Origin of the sequence: Rhizobium sp. AG207R, from assembly GCF_027109195.1 — a bacterium.
In the GTDB taxonomy this organism is placed as follows: domain Bacteria; phylum Pseudomonadota; class Alphaproteobacteria; order Rhizobiales; family Rhizobiaceae; genus Rhizobium; species Rhizobium dioscoreae.
The window spans coordinates 49416-63875 of record NZ_JAEPVT010000012.1 but is presented as its reverse complement, the minus strand read 5'-3'; the positions used below and the strand labels follow the sequence as shown (position 1 = coordinate 63875).

The following is a 14460-nucleotide window of genomic DNA, read 5'->3' as shown; positions in this document are numbered from 1 at the left end:
ATGTCCTATGTGAAGTCGCGGGTTCGATTGGGAAAAAGCAAAAAACGCTCTTGCCAATCGTTTCGTCCCGCCTTAAAGGGAGCGCCATGTCTTCGAACTGCTCGGGCGGTCCACCGCCTGGAGCGAATATTCGAAGGAAGAAGGGGTATAGCTCAGTTGGTAGAGCGGCGGTCTCCAAAACCGCAGGTCGTAGGTTCGAGCCCTGCTGCCCCTGCCATTTTCCTTGATTTGACTGGCGCGTCGTTTCGCAGCTTCTTGGGTTGAGGGTCATGCCGGTTTGTCGGCAAATTTTAGAAAACACCGTATTGCCTCTTGTTAAATCGGGAATCGGTGTTTATGTAGGGTTTAACAGACACGCGGTGCGTGGGGCTGATATGTTCAGCTTTACGCGCCGTAATTGCGTGGGCAGTCAATGGCATCCAAAACGAATCCACTAGCGTTTCTGCGGCAGGTGCGCTCCGAGACGTCGAAAATCACTTGGCCCTCGCGTCGCGAGACGATGATCTCGACGGTGATGGTGCTCGTCATGGTCGTTTTCGCCTCGCTGTTTTTCTTTGCTGCCGACCAGCTCATTGGCTGGATTCTCAGCTACGTGCTGAATACCGGCAACTGATATCGGGTGGAGATGAACATGGCGGCACGTTGGTACATCGTCCACGCTTATTCTAATTTCGAAAAGAAAGTGGCTGAATCCATCGAGGAGAAGGCCAGGCAGAAGGGTCTCGAGCATCTGTTCGAGAAGATCCTTGTGCCGACCGAAAAGGTTGTTGAGGTTCGTCGCGGCCGCAAGGTCGACAGCGAGCGCAAGTTCTTCCCGGGTTACGTGCTCGTGCGCGCCAACCTGACGGATGAGGCTTACCACCTGATCAAGAATACGCCGAAGGTCACTGGCTTCCTCGGCTCCGACAATAAGCCCGTTCCGATTCCGGATTATGAAGCCGAGCGCATTCTCGGTCAGGTCCAGGAAGGCGTCGAGCGGCCGAAGGCTTCTGTATCCTTCGAGATTGGCGAGCAGGTCCGCGTATCCGACGGTCCGTTCGCATCGTTCAACGGCACGGTTCAGGATGTGGACGAAGAGCGTTCGCGCCTGAAGGTGGAAGTGTCGATTTTCGGCCGCGCTACGCCGGTCGAGCTGGAATACAGCCAGGTCGAGAAGGTCTGATTGTGATTTCTACGAAAGGTTGGCCTGGCGGCTGGCCTTTTGTTCGAGTTTGGATATAAGCAAATGCTTGCTTATGTCTCGCGGCCAAGCCGCAATCCGCGTGGAAGGGTAGGGTCTTAGCCGGGCCTGGCGATCCGCACCACGCAACCGCAGCCGCCGGAGCGATCCGGCATAGTAGGCCGGGCAACCGGTCATGTAGAAAGGCAGAGAGAAATGGCTAAGAAAGTTGCAGGCCAGCTCAAGCTGCAGGTCAAGGCCGGCTCGGCGAATCCGTCGCCGCCGATCGGTCCTGCGCTTGGTCAGCGTGGCATTAACATCATGGAATTCTGCAAGGCGTTCAATGCCGCCACGCAGGAAATGGAAAAGGGTATGCCGATCCCGGTCGTCATCACCTACTACCAGGACAAGTCCTTCACCTTCGTCATGAAGCAGCCGCCGGTCAGCTACTTCCTGAAGAAGGAAGCGAAGATCCAGTCCGGCTCGAAGACCCCTGGCAAGGGTGCCAAGGCTGGCACCCTGACCAAGGCTCAGGTCAAGGCGATCGCCGAAGCCAAGATGAAGGATCTGAACGCCGCCGATATCGAAGGCGCAATGGCCATGATCGAGGGCTCTGCCCGCGCCATGGGCCTGGAAGTGGTAGGTTAAGACCATGGTAGCAAAGCGTATTCAGAAGATTCGTGAAGGCGTTGATCCGACCAAGCTCTATGCTCTGGATCTGGCCATCAACATGGTCAAGGAACGTGCCGTCGCCAAGTTCGACGAAACCGTCGAAATCTCGATGAACCTTGGTGTTGATCCGCGTCACGCCGACCAGATGGTTCGCGGCGTCGTCAACCTGCCGAACGGCACCGGCCGTACGGTTCGCGTTGCCGTCTTCGCTCGTGGCGCCAAGGCTGACGAAGCCAAGGCTGCCGGCGCTGACGTCGTCGGTGCGGAAGACCTGGTCGAAATCGTTCAGGGCGGCAAGATCGATTTCGATCGCTGCATCGCCACCCCGGACATGATGCCGCTCGTCGGCCGTCTCGGTAAGGTTCTCGGCCCGCGCGGCATGATGCCGAACCCGAAGGTCGGTACGGTTACGATGGACGTCAAGGGTGCTGTTGAAGCTTCCAAGGGCGGCGCTGTCGAGTTCCGCGTCGAGAAGGCTGGTATCGTCCATGCCGGTATCGGCAAGGCTTCCTTCGACGCCAAGGCTCTGGAAGAAAACATCCGCGCTTTCGCCGACGCCGTCATCAAGGCTAAGCCGGCTGGCGCCAAGGGCAACTACGTCAAGCGCGTAGCGATCTCCTCGACCATGGGGCCGGGCGTCAAGATCGAGCCGTCGACGGTTACGGCGCCGAGCGCCTAATGATTATGCCGGGCTTTGTGCCCGGCATTTAAGAATTCCCGGCCTTTCGGGGCCGGGATTTCCGGAGAAATCCGGAATTCCTGTCCGAGATTGCAGGTGGTTATCCCTTAATCACTCAAGCCTGCATGAGACGGGTAAGACCCGAATTTTGAAGAAGCTTCGCTTCGATGAACTCGGTTCGAGCCTTGGATGCCTTGTGCCTTGGAGCCGTCAGGCTCGAGCGCGAGGGGACAGGATCCTCAAGCGTCGCTTGGGATCTCATTGATCCCAGGAGGCAAAAGGCAACCCGGCAGGCCCGCTAACCCGGTCCTGTCAACTGGAGAAAAGCAGTGGAAAGAGCGGAAAAACGCGAATTCGTCACGGAACTGAACGAAGTCTTCAAGGCTTCGGGCTCGGTTGTCGTGGCCCACTATGCTGGTGCTACAGTCGCTCAGATGAACGATTTTCGTTCCAAGATGCGCGCTGCTGGCGGCACCGTCAAAGTCGCGAAGAACCGCCTGGCCAAAATTGCTCTTCAGGGCACGGATGCGGAAGGGATTTCCAATCTCTTCACCGGTCAGACGCTGATCGCATACAGCAATGACCCGATTACCGCTCCGAAGGTCGTCGTGGATTTCGCCAAGACCAACGATAAGATCGTTGTTCTGGGCGGCGCCATGGGAACAACAACGCTCAACGCCGAAGGTGTCAAGTCGCTCGCGACCCTGCCTTCGCTGGACGAGCTGCGCGCGAAGCTGCTGGGCATGATCCAGACTCCGGCTACCCGCATCGCAGGTGTTGTTGCAGCGCCGGCAAGCCAGCTTGCTCGCGTGTTCTCGGCCTACGCCAAGAAGGACGAAGCCGCGTAAGGCGGTTTTTCGCTGTTCATAACCAACCAGTTCGAACCGAACAAAAGGAACTACTAAAATGGCTGATCTCGCAAAGATCGTTGAAGACCTCTCCTCGCTGACCGTTCTCGAAGCCGCAGAACTGTCGAAGCTTCTCGAAGAAAAGTGGGGCGTTTCCGCCGCTGCTCCGGTAGCTGTTGCTGCCGTTGCTGGTGGTGCTGGCGGCGCTGCTGCAGCTGCTGAAGAAGAAAAGACCGAGTTCGACGTCATCCTCGCTGATGCCGGCGCGAACAAGATCAACGTCATCAAGGAAGTCCGCGGCATCACCGGCCTCGGCCTCAAGGAAGCCAAGGACCTCGTTGAAGCCGCTCCGAAGGCTGTCAAGGAAGGCGTTTCCAAGGCTGAAGCCGCTGACATCAAGAAGAAGCTCGAAGACGCCGGCGCTAAGGTCGACGTTAAGTAAGCTTGAAACTGCTTTGGGAGGTGGCTTTTTGCTACCTCCCATTTGCCGTTTTTCTGAACGAATTACCCAAAAGCCGCGGGCAAAACGGCTTTTGGGTAATGGGTTCTTCAAGAGGATGGTCTCAAACCGAACCGCGACGCAATCCGGCTGAGCGGTTTTCGGTTAGATAGACGAGATTGAACTACTCATTGATTGATGGGGTCGCCTGGCCAGCGGTTCCCATCCGTTGCAGGCCCGGGTGCAGGATTTTAAAGGAGCGACGATGGCTCAGACCCTTTCGTTCAACGGTCGCAGGCGCGTACGCAAGTTTTTTGGTAAGATTCCCGAAGTCGCAGAGATGCCGAACCTCATCGAGGTTCAAAAGGCATCCTACGATCAGTTTCTCATGGTCGAAGAACCGAAGGGCGGCCGCCCGGACGAAGGTCTTCAGGCTGTCTTCAAGTCGGTTTTCCCGATCACCGATTTCTCCGGCGCTTCCATGCTGGAGTTCGTTTCCTATGAGTTCGAACCGCCGAAGTTCGACGTCGATGAGTGCCGCCAGCGCGACCTGACCTACGCCGCGCCGCTGAAGGTGACCCTCCGTCTGATCGTGTTCGATATCGACGAGGATACGGGCGCGAAGTCCATCAAGGACATCAAGGAACAGAGCGTCTACATGGGCGACATGCCGCTCATGACGAACAACGGTACGTTCATCGTGAACGGCACCGAGCGCGTGATCGTGTCGCAGATGCACCGTTCGCCGGGCGTCTTCTTCGATCACGACAAGGGCAAGAGCCATTCTTCCGGCAAGCTGCTCTTCGCCGCTCGCGTCATCCCGTATCGCGGCTCCTGGCTCGATATCGAATTCGACGCCAAGGACATCGTCTACGCCCGTATCGACCGCCGCCGCAAGATTCCGGTGACGTCGCTGCTGATGGCGCTCGGCATGGATGGCGAAGACATCCTGTCGACCTTCTACACGAAGTCGCTCTATCAGCGCGACGGCGATGGCTGGCGCATTCCCTTCAAGCCGGAAACTCTGAAGGGCGCCAAGACCGTTGCCGACATGATCGACGCCGACACCGGCGAAGTCGTTGTCGAAGGCGGCAAGAAGCTCACGCCGCGCCTGCTGCGTCAGCTGCAGGACAAGGGCCTGAAGGCTCTGAAGGCGACCGACGAAGAGCTGTATGGCCTCTTCCTGGCAGAAGACATCGTCAACTTCCAGACCGGTGAGATTTATCTCGAAGCCGGCGACGAAATCGACGAGAAGACACTGCCGGTTATCCTGAACGCGGGCTTCGACGAGATCCCGGTTCTCGGCATCGACCACATCAATGTCGGCGCCTACATCCGCAACACGCTCGCAGCAGACAAGAACGAGAACCGCCAGGACGCTCTGTTCGACATCTATCGCGTCATGCGTCCGGGTGAGCCGCCGACCATGGAATCGGCCGAAGCCATGTTCAACTCGCTGTTCTTCGATGCGGAGCGCTACGATCTCTCCGCCGTCGGCCGCGTGAAGATGAACATGCGCCTCGACCTCGACGTCGAAGACACCGTCCGCATCCTGCGCAAGGACGACATCCTGGCCGTGGTCAAGATGCTCGTCGAGCTGCGCGACGGCAAGGGCGAGATCGACGATATCGACAACCTCGGCAACCGCCGCGTCCGTTCGGTCGGCGAGCTGATGGAAAATCAGTATCGTCTGGGTCTTCTGCGCATGGAACGTGCGATCAAGGAACGCATGTCCTCGATCGAAATCGACACGGTCATGCCGCAGGATCTGATCAACGCAAAGCCGGCTGCCGCCGCTGTCCGCGAATTCTTCGGCTCTTCGCAGCTGTCGCAGTTCATGGACCAGGTGAACCCGCTTTCGGAAATCACCCACAAGCGCCGTCTTTCGGCTCTCGGCCCAGGCGGTCTGACCCGCGAGCGTGCCGGCTTCGAAGTCCGCGACGTTCATCCGACGCACTACGGTCGTATTTGCCCGATCGAAACGCCGGAAGGTCCGAACATCGGCCTCATCAACTCGCTGGCGACCTTTGCCCGCGTCAACAAGTACGGCTTCATCGAAAGCCCTTATCGCCGCATCATCGACGGTAAGGTGACCAACGACGTGCTCTACCTCTCCGCTATGGAAGAGGCGAAGTACTACGTTGCTCAGGCCAACGCCGAGCTCGACGCCGACGGCTCCTTCATCGAGGAATTCGTCGTTTGCCGCCATGCCGGCGAAGTCATGCTCGCTCCGCGCGACAACATCAACCTGATGGACGTGTCGCCGAAGCAGCTGGTTTCGGTCGCTGCCGCTCTGATCCCGTTCCTGGAAAACGACGACGCCAACCGCGCTCTCATGGGCTCGAACATGCAGCGTCAGGCCGTGCCGCTTCTGCGTGCCGAAGCCCCGTTCGTCGGTACCGGCATGGAGCCGGTCGTGGCGCGTGACTCCGGTGCTGCTATCGGCGCCCGCCGCGGCGGCGTGGTCGACCAGGTCGACGCAACACGTATCGTTATCCGCGCCACCGAAGACCTCGATCCGTCGAAGTCCGGCGTCGATATCTACCGCCTGATGAAGTTTCAACGTTCGAACCAGAACACCTGTGTCAACCAGCGTCCGCTGGTGACAGTCGGTGACGTGGTCAACAAGGGCGACATCCTGGCGGACGGTCCGTCGACCGATCTCGGCGATCTGGCCCTCGGCCGCAACGTGCTCGTCGCGTTCATGCCGTGGAACGGCTACAACTACGAAGACTCGATCCTGCTCTCCGAGCGTATCGTTGCCGACGACGTGTTCACCTCCATTCACATCGAAGAGTTCGAAGTGATGGCGCGCGACACCAAGCTCGGTCCGGAAGAAATCACCCGTGATATTCCGAACGTTTCGGAAGAAGCGCTGAAGAACCTGGACGAAGCCGGCATCGTTTACATCGGCGCCGAAGTTCAGCCGGGCGATATCCTCGTCGGCAAGATCACGCCGAAGGGCGAAAGCCCGATGACGCCAGAAGAAAAGCTCCTGCGCGCCATCTTCGGCGAAAAGGCATCGGACGTTCGCGATACGTCCATGCGCATGCCGCCCGGCACCTACGGTACGGTCGTCGAAGTTCGCGTTTTCAACCGTCACGGCGTCGAAAAGGACGAACGTGCCATGGCGATCGAGCGCGAAGAGATCGAACGCCTTGCCAAGGACCGTGACGACGAACAGGCGATCCTCGATCGTAACGTTTACGGCCGTCTGGTCGAGATGCTGCGTGGTCAGGTTGCTCTTGCTGGTCCGAAGGGCTTCAAGAAGGGCACGGAACTATCGAACGCCGTCGTTTCCGAGTATCCGCGTTCGCAGTGGTGGATGTTCGCCGTCGAGGACGAAAAGGTCCAGAGCGAGCTCGAAGCCCTGCGTGGCCAGTACGACGAATCCAAGTCGCGCCTCGAACAGCGCTTCATGGACAAGGTCGAGAAGGTCCAGCGTGGCGACGAAATGCCTCCGGGCGTCATGAAGATGGTCAAGGTCTTCGTTGCCGTGAAGCGCAAGATCCAGCCGGGTGACAAGATGGCAGGCCGTCACGGGAACAAGGGCGTGGTCTCACGCATTGTTCCGGTCGAGGACATGCCGTTCCTGGAAGACGGTACGCATGTCGATATCGTGCTGAACCCGCTCGGCGTGCCCTCGCGCATGAACGTCGGTCAGATTCTCGAAACGCACCTGGGCTGGGCTTGCGCCGGCATGGGGCGTCAGATCGGCGAACTGATCGAAGCCTACAAGGCAAGCGGCAACATCGAGCCTCTGCGCAAGACGATCGACCTGGTCGTTGGCGATGGCCCGAAGAGCGACGACGTTCACGAGTACGACGATGCATCGGTTCTGCGTCTGGCCGACCAGTGGAAGCGTGGCGTGTCCATCGCGACCCCGGTCTTCGACGGTGCTGGCGAAGCTGACGTCAACAAGATGCTGGCAATGGCAGGTCTCAAGGAAACCGGCCAGTCGACGCTGTACGACGGACGTACCGGCGAGCAGTTCGACCGCCAGGTTACGGTTGGCTACATCTACATGCTGAAGCTGAACCACCTTGTCGACGACAAGATCCACGCCCGTTCGATCGGTCCGTACTCGCTCGTCACCCAGCAGCCGCTGGGCGGTAAGGCGCAGTTCGGCGGCCAGCGCTTCGGCGAAATGGAAGTCTGGGCGCTCGAAGCTTACGGTGCAGCTTATACGCTGCAGGAAATGCTCACGGTCAAGTCGGACGACGTGGCCGGCCGTACCAAGGTCTACGAAGCCATCGTTCGTGGCGACGACACCTTCGAGGCGGGCATTCCGGAAAGCTTCAACGTTCTCGTCAAGGAAATGCGCTCGCTGGGTCTCAGCGTCGAATTGGAAAATTCCAAGGTCGACGATCTGCAGACGGCAAGCCAGCTTCCGGACGCAGCCGAGTAATAGCCTGTCAGGGTGCGCGCTGTCGGTCAGCGCGCACCGCTTGGAATATTGCAGCGCCGTTGGCGTCCCTTTGGATGCATGGCGCCGCAAGGCGGTTTTAAAGCGTCAGTCCGGTTCCCGGGATTTGCCGGCACTGCACGCAATTCGAGGGCGTTTCGCCCCTAAAGGAGATAGGCATGAACCAAGAGGTCATGAATCTTTTCAATCCGCAGGTGCCTGCGCAGAATTTCGATTCCATCCGGATTTCGATTGCGTCGCCGGAGAAGATTCTTTCCTGGTCTTATGGCGAGATCAAGAAGCCGGAAACGATCAACTATCGTACGTTCAAGCCGGAACGTGATGGTCTTTTCTGCGCGCGAATCTTCGGACCGATCAAGGACTACGAATGCTTGTGCGGCAAGTACAAGCGCATGAAGTACAAGGGCATCATCTGCGAAAAGTGCGGCGTCGAAGTCACGCTGTCGCGCGTTCGCCGTGAGCGCATGGGCCATATCGAGCTCGCCGCTCCCGTTGCCCACATCTGGTTCCTGAAGTCGCTGCCTTCGCGCATTTCGACGCTGCTCGACATGACGCTGAAGGATGTAGAGCGCGTTCTCTACTTCGAAAACTACATCGTCACCGAGCCGGGTCTCACCGCGCTCAAGGAGCATCAGCTCCTGACGGAAGAAGAGTACATGCTCGCCGTCGACGAATATGGCGAGGACCAGTTCACCGCCATGATCGGCGCTGAAGCGATCTACGAGATGCTGGCCAGCATGAATCTCGAAAAGATCGCCGGCGACCTGCGCTCCGAGCTTGCCGACACGACGTCGGATCTCAAGCAGAAGAAGCTGATGAAGCGCCTGAAGATCGTTGAGAACTTCATGGAATCCGGCAATCGCCCGGAATGGATGATCATGAAGGTCGTCCCGGTCATCCCGCCGGACCTGCGTCCGCTGGTTCCGCTCGATGGCGGCCGTTTCGCGACCTCGGATCTGAACGATCTGTACCGTCGCGTCATCAACCGTAACAACCGTCTGAAGCGTCTCATCGAACTGCGCGCTCCGGGCATCATCATCCGCAACGAAAAGCGCATGCTGCAGGAATCTGTCGATGCGCTGTTCGATAACGGCCGTCGCGGCCGCGTCATCACCGGCGCCAATAAGCGTCCGCTGAAGTCGCTGTCCGACATGCTCAAGGGCAAGCAGGGCCGCTTCCGTCAGAACCTGCTCGGCAAGCGCGTCGACTATTCCGGCCGTTCGGTCATCGTGACCGGTCCGGAGCTCAAGCTGCATCAGTGCGGTCTGCCGAAGAAGATGGCGCTCGAGCTGTTCAAGCCGTTCATCTATGCCCGTCTCGATGCGAAGGGTTACTCCTCGACCGTCAAGCAGGCCAAGAAGCTGGTCGAAAAGGAAAAGCCGGAAGTCTGGGATATCCTCGACGAGGTCATCCGCGAGCATCCGGTTCTCTTGAACCGCGCACCGACGCTGCACCGCCTGGGCATCCAGGCCTTCGAACCCACGCTGGTCGAAGGCAAGGCCATCCAGCTGCACCCGCTCGTCTGCACGGCCTTCAACGCCGACTTCGATGGTGACCAGATGGCCGTTCACGTTCCGCTCTCGCTGGAAGCCCAGCTTGAAGCCCGCGTGCTGATGATGTCGACCAACAACATTCTGCACCCGGCAAACGGCGCGCCGATCATCGTTCCCTCGCAGGACATGGTTCTCGGCCTGTACTATCTGTCGATCCTGAACCAGAACGAGCCGGGCGAAGGCATGGCCTTCTCTGATCTCGGCGAGCTGCATCACGCACTTGAGAACAAGGTCGTGACGCTGCATTCGAAGATCCGCGGCCGCTTCAAGTCGGTCGGCGAAGATGGCAAGCCATATTCGAAGATCTATGAAACGACCCCCGGCCGTCTGCTGATCGGCGAACTTCTGCCGAAGCATGCAAAGGTCACCTTCGACATCTGCAACCAGGAAATGACCAAGAAGAACATCTCCAAGATGATCGACACGGTCTACCGTCATTGCGGCCAGAAGGACACGGTCATTTTCTGCGACCGCATCATGCAGCTCGGCTTTGCCCATGCCTGCCGCGCCGGCATTTCGTTCGGCAAGGACGACATGGTCATCCCGAACACCAAGGCCAAGATCGTCGGCGATACCGAAGCGCTCGTGAAGGAATACGAGCAGCAGTATAACGACGGTCTGATCACCCAGGGCGAAAAGTACAACAAGGTTGTCGACGCTTGGGGTAAGGCCACCGAAAAGGTCGCCGAAGAAATGATGGCCCGCATTAAGGCCGTCGAATTCGACGAAAAGACCGGTCGTCAGAAGCCGATGAACTCGATCTACATGATGAGCCACTCGGGTGCTCGTGGTTCTCCGAACCAGATGCGCCAGCTGGGCGGCATGCGCGGCCTCATGGCCAAGCCGTCGGGCGAAATCATCGAGACGCCGATCATTTCGAACTTCAAGGAAGGCCTCACCGTTAACGAGTACTTCAACTCGACGCACGGTGCCCGTAAGGGTCTGGCCGACACCGCCTTGAAGACCGCGAACTCGGGCTACCTGACCCGCCGTCTGGTCGACGTCGCGCAGGATTGCATCGTCACGCAGATCGATTGCGGTACCGAAAACGGCCTCACCATGACCGCCATCGTCGATGCCGGTCAGGTCGTTGCCTCGCTCGGCGCCCGCATCCTCGGCCGTACGGCCCTGGACGACATCGATCATCCGGTCACGGGTGAGCGCATCGTCGATGCCGGCAAGATGATCCTCGAGCCCGATGTCATCGAGATCGAGAAGGCTGGTATCCAGTCCATCCGCATCCGTTCGGCTCTGACCTGCGAAATCCAGACGGGCGTATGCTCGGTCTGCTACGGTCGCGACCTTGCTCGCGGTACGCCTGTCAACATCGGTGAAGCTGTCGGCGTCATCGCCGCACAGTCGATCGGTGAGCCGGGCACGCAGCTGACCATGCGTACCTTCCACCTGGGCGGCACGGCGACCGTGGTCGACCAGTCGTTCCTGGAAGCCTCTTACGAGGGCACGGTTCAGATCAAGAACCGGAATATGCTGCGCAACTCCGAAGGCAACCTCGTTGCCATGGGCCGCAACATGACGGTGCAGATCCTGGACGAACGTGGCGTTGAACGCTCCTCGCAGCGCGTTGCCTACGGCTCGAAGCTTTATGTCGACGATGGCGACAAGGTAAAGCGCGGTCAGCGTCTCGCAGAGTGGGACCCCTATACCCGTCCGATGATGACGGAAGTGGCCGGTACGGTTCACTTCGAAGATGTCGTCGACGGTCTCTCGGTCCTCGAAGCGACGGACGAATCCACCGGCATCACCAAGCGTCAGGTTATCGACTGGCGCTCGACGCCGCGCGGCTCGGATCTGAAGCCGGCGATCGTCATCAAGGACGCCAGCGGCAATGTCGCCAAGCTCTCGCGCGGTGGTGAAGCACGCTTCCTGCTTTCGGTCGACGCGATCCTGTCGGTCGAGCCGGGGCAGAAGGTGTCTCAGGGTGACGTTCTCGCCCGTTCGCCGCTGGAAAGCGCCAAGACCAAGGACATCACCGGTGGTCTGCCGCGTGTTGCCGAACTGTTCGAAGCTCGTCGTCCGAAGGACCACGCCATCATCGCAGAGATCGATGGTACGATCCGCCTCGGCCGCGATTACAAGAACAAGCGCCGCGTCATCATCGAGCCGGCGGAAGACGGTGTCGAGCCGGTCGAATACCTGATCCCGAAGGGCAAGCCCTTCCACCTTCAGGAAGGCGACTATATCGAAAAGGGTGATTACATCCTCGACGGTAACCCGGCTCCGCACGACATTCTGGCGATCAAGGGCGTGGAGGCTCTGGCTTCTTACCTGGTCAACGAAATCCAGGAAGTCTACCGCTTGCAGGGCGTTGTCATCAACGACAAGCACATCGAAGTGATTGTCCGTCAGATGCTGCAGAAGGTGGAAATCACCGATGCGGGCGACAGCCAGTACATCGTCGGCGACAACGTCGACCGTATCGAGCTGGAAGACGCCAACGACCGCCTGATCGAAGAAGGCAAGAAGCCTGCTTATGGCGATCCGGTTCTGCTCGGCATCACCAAGGCATCGCTGCAGACGCCGTCCTTCATCTCGGCTGCATCCTTCCAGGAAACGACGAAGGTGCTGACCGAAGCTGCAATCGCCGGCAAGACCGACGGTCTGCAGGGCCTGAAGGAAAACGTCATCGTCGGCCGCCTGATCCCGGCCGGTACCGGCGGTACCATGACGCAGATCCGCCGTATCGCTACGGCCCGCGACGAGCTCATCCTCGAAGAGCGTCGCAAGGGCACGGGCGCCGGCGTTGCAACGCCGATGCTGCAGGATCTCGCCAGCGAGAACAGCCCGGCTGAATAAGCTGGTCTGAATTGACAAAAATCAAAACCGCCCGGAGCGATCCGGGCGGTTTCTTTTTGTGCATAATGAAATCGGCAAGGTGAGGGGGGCCGCCTTCCTCAGACGGTTGTCCGATCAGCGGAAGCGGATGATTGCGACTTCGCCTTCGAGTGCGCCTTGATAGGCGGAGGCATGCGGCTCCTCGTCCGGAATATCCGTCAGGAGTCCGATCTGGTCGAGGTCGGCCTCGATGAAGCCCTCTTCGGCAAGAGCGTTCAGTGCCTCGCGCACGGCGGTATCATCGTCGGGCGCTTTCAGCATGACGTGCAGGTCGATGCCTTCGCCGCCATCGGTCTCATAACCCTTGCCGATGATGATGAAGACCATGGGGCCGTCGGATTTGTTGTCATTGTCTGGCGCAGTAATCATGGATCTTCCTTCGGGAGTATCGAATCGACCCGGCGATTCCTTTTCGCCGCGTGGGTCCGTCAGATGGAAATGTTCTTCCGTGATTCCTTATAGGGATTTTGCCGAAATACCAAAGTCCATCTTGCCGAAGGGGCGGCATTTCCCTATCCAATGCGCCAAATGGCTGGTTTGGCCGGGGTTTCCGGGCTTTATGACAAAGATAATTTCTTAACCGGCCTTGACGAACCGGTGGGAAACCAGTAGTACCGCCGCCATCGGAACCCATGTGAGGCATGGCTATTCGGGGCGACGCGCCCTGGAGTTCACCTCAAACAAGGTTCTAAACGCACGTTGAAGACACGAATGCTGCTCGCACGACGCCACCTTCGGTGTCCTCTGCTTTTCTGTGGTCCATCTGCGAGAGCGGATCGGGCCACGTTTTGCGCATTGAGACGAACGTGTGTCGTGCCGGTGACGGCGAAAGTCATGCCCGCAAGGGTGTCGAGATAGATTTACAAGGGATGGTTGAATGCCTACCGTAAACCAGCTGATCCGCAAGCCTCGCCAGGCGCAGGTAAAGCGTAACAAGGTTCCCGCTCTTCAGGAGAACCCGCAGAAGCGCGGCGTTTGCACCCGCGTCTACACCACGACGCCGAAGAAGCCGAACTCGGCTCTGCGTAAGGTCGCAAAGATCCGCCTGACCAACGGCTTCGAAGTCATTGGTTACATCCCCGGTGAAGGTCACAACCTTCAGGAACACTCTGTTGTCATGATCCGTGGCGGCCGCGTTAAGGACCTTCCGGGTGTTCGCTACCACATCATCCGTGGCGTTCTCGATACCCAGGGTGTCAAGAACCGCAAGCAGCGCCGTTCGAAGTACGGTGCAAAGCGTCCGAAGTAATTCGGATTTTTAGATAATCCGGCGCTGCGCGAGGTTCTCCGCGTGGTTAAGCGTCGCAACAGTTGAGAGACGAGAAGTTACATGTCCCGACGTCATAGAGCAGAAAAGCGCGAGATCAATCCGGACCCGAAGTTCGGCGATCTGGTTGTTACCAAGTTCATGAATGCCATCATGCTGGACGGCAAGAAGTCCGTAGCGGAAAACATCGTATATGGCGCGTTTGACGCCGTGCAGGGCAAGGCAAAGCAGGAACCGCTCGGCGTGTTCCATCAGGCTTTGGATAACATCGCTCCGCACGTTGAAGTCCGCTCGCGCCGCGTTGGTGGTGCTACGTACCAGGTTCCGGTCGATGTGCGTCCTGAGCGTCGCCAGGCTCTGGCCATCCGCTGGCTGATCACCGCTGCTCGCAAGCGTAACGAGACGACGATGATCGACCGTCTGTGCGGCGAACTTCTCGATGCCTCCAACAACCGCGGCGCTGCCGTCAAGAAGCGCGAAGACACGCACAAGATGGCTGATGCCAACCGTGCGTTCTCGCATTATCGCTGGTAATCCCGAACGGTTTCGGAAAGGCAGTCCACA

The 14460-nt window shown here is 58.9% G+C and carries 11 protein-coding genes and 1 tRNA gene; 11 read left to right on the top strand and 1 reads right to left on the bottom strand.

Annotated features, from left to right (window positions below):
- Positions 1 to 141 precede the first annotated feature (141 nt).
- The 9 genes from JJQ51_RS25960 (at position 142) to rpoC (ending at position 12590) form a co-directional block, all read left to right on the top strand.
- Positions 142 to 217, top strand: a tRNA-Trp gene (locus JJQ51_RS25960).
- A 195-nt stretch (positions 218 to 412) separates the two neighbouring features.
- Positions 413 to 613 (top strand): preprotein translocase subunit SecE, encoded by a 201-nt coding sequence (gene secE, locus JJQ51_RS25955; protein ID WP_069614841.1) that lies wholly within the window; start codon positions 413 to 415, stop codon positions 611 to 613.
- An 18-nt stretch (positions 614 to 631) separates the two neighbouring features.
- Complete coding sequence (nusG, locus tag JJQ51_RS25950) at positions 632 to 1162, top strand: transcription termination/antitermination protein NusG (protein WP_004123460.1); 531 nt, start codon at positions 632 to 634, stop codon at positions 1160 to 1162.
- A gap of 213 nt (positions 1163 to 1375) precedes the next feature.
- The gene (rplK, locus tag JJQ51_RS25945) at positions 1376 to 1807 is read left to right on the top strand and encodes a 50S ribosomal protein L11 (RefSeq protein ID WP_069614842.1); all 432 of its coding nucleotides are present in this window, start codon (positions 1376 to 1378) and stop codon (positions 1805 to 1807) included.
- 4 nt (positions 1808 to 1811) lie between these two features.
- Positions 1812 to 2510 (top strand): 50S ribosomal protein L1, encoded by a 699-nt coding sequence (rplA, locus tag JJQ51_RS25940; RefSeq protein ID WP_069614843.1) that lies wholly within the window; start codon positions 1812 to 1814, stop codon positions 2508 to 2510.
- A gap of 329 nt (positions 2511 to 2839) precedes the next feature.
- Positions 2840 to 3358, top strand: a complete 519-nt coding sequence (gene rplJ, locus JJQ51_RS25935) for a 50S ribosomal protein L10 (RefSeq protein WP_047637052.1) — start codon at positions 2840 to 2842, stop codon at positions 3356 to 3358.
- Positions 3359 to 3416: 58 nt separating this feature from the next.
- Positions 3417 to 3800 carry a 50S ribosomal protein L7/L12 gene (gene rplL / locus JJQ51_RS25930; protein WP_069614844.1) on the top strand — a complete coding sequence of 128 codons (384 nt, stop codon included), beginning with the start codon at positions 3417 to 3419 and terminating at the stop codon, positions 3798 to 3800.
- A gap of 262 nt (positions 3801 to 4062) precedes the next feature.
- Positions 4063 to 8205 (top strand): DNA-directed RNA polymerase subunit beta, encoded by a 4143-nt coding sequence (rpoB, locus tag JJQ51_RS25925; RefSeq protein ID WP_112435150.1) that lies wholly within the window; start codon positions 4063 to 4065, stop codon positions 8203 to 8205.
- A gap of 176 nt (positions 8206 to 8381) precedes the next feature.
- Entirely contained in the window at positions 8382 to 12590 is a 4209-nt protein-coding gene (rpoC, locus tag JJQ51_RS25920; protein ID WP_113353738.1) for a DNA-directed RNA polymerase subunit beta', read from the top strand.
- A gap of 114 nt (positions 12591 to 12704) precedes the next feature.
- On the opposite strand, the gene JJQ51_RS25915 is transcribed toward rpoC, so the two are convergent.
- On the bottom strand, positions 12705 to 12998 hold the full coding sequence (locus JJQ51_RS25915; protein WP_113353737.1) for a transcriptional regulator: 294 nt from the start codon (positions 12996 to 12998) through the stop codon (positions 12705 to 12707).
- Positions 12999 to 13506: 508 nt separating this feature from the next.
- Here JJQ51_RS25915 and rpsL point away from each other — a divergent pair.
- Both rpsL and rpsG read left to right on the top strand, forming a co-directional pair.
- Positions 13507 to 13878, top strand: coding sequence for a 30S ribosomal protein S12 (gene rpsL, locus JJQ51_RS25910; RefSeq protein WP_003507760.1), 372 nt, complete (start codon positions 13507 to 13509; stop codon positions 13876 to 13878).
- An 81-nt stretch (positions 13879 to 13959) separates the two neighbouring features.
- Positions 13960 to 14430 (top strand): 30S ribosomal protein S7, encoded by a 471-nt coding sequence (gene rpsG, locus JJQ51_RS25905; RefSeq protein ID WP_069614847.1) that lies wholly within the window; start codon positions 13960 to 13962, stop codon positions 14428 to 14430.
- The last annotated feature ends 30 nt before the right edge of the window (positions 14431 to 14460 follow it).

Excerpts from the sequence above, each read along its gene's own strand:
- secE (WP_069614841.1), top strand. The coding sequence starts at position 413 with ATGGCATCCAAAACGAATCCACTAGCGTTTCTGCGGCAGGTGCGCTCC.
- nusG (WP_004123460.1), top strand. The coding sequence starts at position 632 with ATGGCGGCACGTTGGTACATCGTCCACGCTTATTCTAATTTCGAAAAG.
- rplK (WP_069614842.1), top strand. The coding sequence starts at position 1,376 with ATGGCTAAGAAAGTTGCAGGCCAGCTCAAGCTGCAGGTCAAGGCCGGC.
- rplA (WP_069614843.1), top strand. The coding sequence starts at position 1,812 with ATGGTAGCAAAGCGTATTCAGAAGATTCGTGAAGGCGTTGATCCGACC.
- rplL (WP_069614844.1), top strand. The coding sequence starts at position 3,417 with ATGGCTGATCTCGCAAAGATCGTTGAAGACCTCTCCTCGCTGACCGTT.
- rpoB (WP_112435150.1), top strand. The coding sequence starts at position 4,063 with ATGGCTCAGACCCTTTCGTTCAACGGTCGCAGGCGCGTACGCAAGTTT.
- rpoC (WP_113353738.1), top strand. The coding sequence starts at position 8,382 with ATGAACCAAGAGGTCATGAATCTTTTCAATCCGCAGGTGCCTGCGCAG.
- JJQ51_RS25915 (WP_113353737.1), bottom strand. The coding sequence starts at position 12,998 with ATGATTACTGCGCCAGACAATGACAACAAATCCGACGGCCCCATGGTC.
- rpsL (WP_003507760.1), top strand. The coding sequence starts at position 13,507 with ATGCCTACCGTAAACCAGCTGATCCGCAAGCCTCGCCAGGCGCAGGTA.
- rpsG (WP_069614847.1), top strand. The coding sequence starts at position 13,960 with ATGTCCCGACGTCATAGAGCAGAAAAGCGCGAGATCAATCCGGACCCG.